Annotated in this window: 1 protein-coding gene; it reads left to right on the top strand. The window is 76.6% G+C overall.

What is annotated here, in order from left to right; translation table 11 throughout:
- The coding region (locus KUM32_RS39650) for a PLP-dependent aminotransferase family protein (RefSeq protein ID WP_217146584.1) at positions 1-628 on the top strand (628 nt) is incomplete at both ends.

Raw genomic sequence — 628 nt, 5'->3', positions numbered from 1 at the left:
GGTCGTCGCGGTCCCCGGGGACGAGGAGGGCCTGGACCCGGCGGCCGTGGAGGCGGCCGTCGTACGGGAGCGGCCGAAGCTGCTCTACACCGTGCCCACCTTCCAGAACCCCACCGGCCGCACCCTGAGCGCCGTCCGGCGCCGGGCCGTCGCCGAGGTCGCCGCGCGGCGCGGGCTGTGGGTGGTCGAGGACGACCCGTACGGCGAACTGCGCTTCGAGGGCGAGCCGGTGCCGTGGATCGCCGCCTTCGCGCAGGACGCGGGCGCCGCCGACCGCACGGCGCTGATCAGCAGCTACTCCAAGATCATGGCGCCCGGGTTGCGCCTTGGCCTGCTGCGCGCGCCGGCGCCGCTGCTACGCGCCTGCAACGTGGCCAAGCAGGCGGCCGACCTGCACACGCCGACCGTCAACCAACTCGCCGCCGCCCGCTACCTCGCCGACAACGACCTCGACGCGCACCTCGCCCGGGTCCGCGGCGCCTACCGCGAGCGCCGGGACGCGCTGATCGCCGGGCTGCCGGACGCGCTCCCCGCCGGCTCGCGGTGGAACCGGCCGCAGGGCGGCATGTTCGTCTGGGCCGCGCTGCCGGCCGGTTGGAACGCCACCGAGGCGCTGCGCGAGGTGGTC

The organism is Streptomyces sp. AC627_RSS907 (genome assembly GCF_019049165.1).
This window is presented reverse-complemented; position numbering and strand designations above follow the sequence as displayed.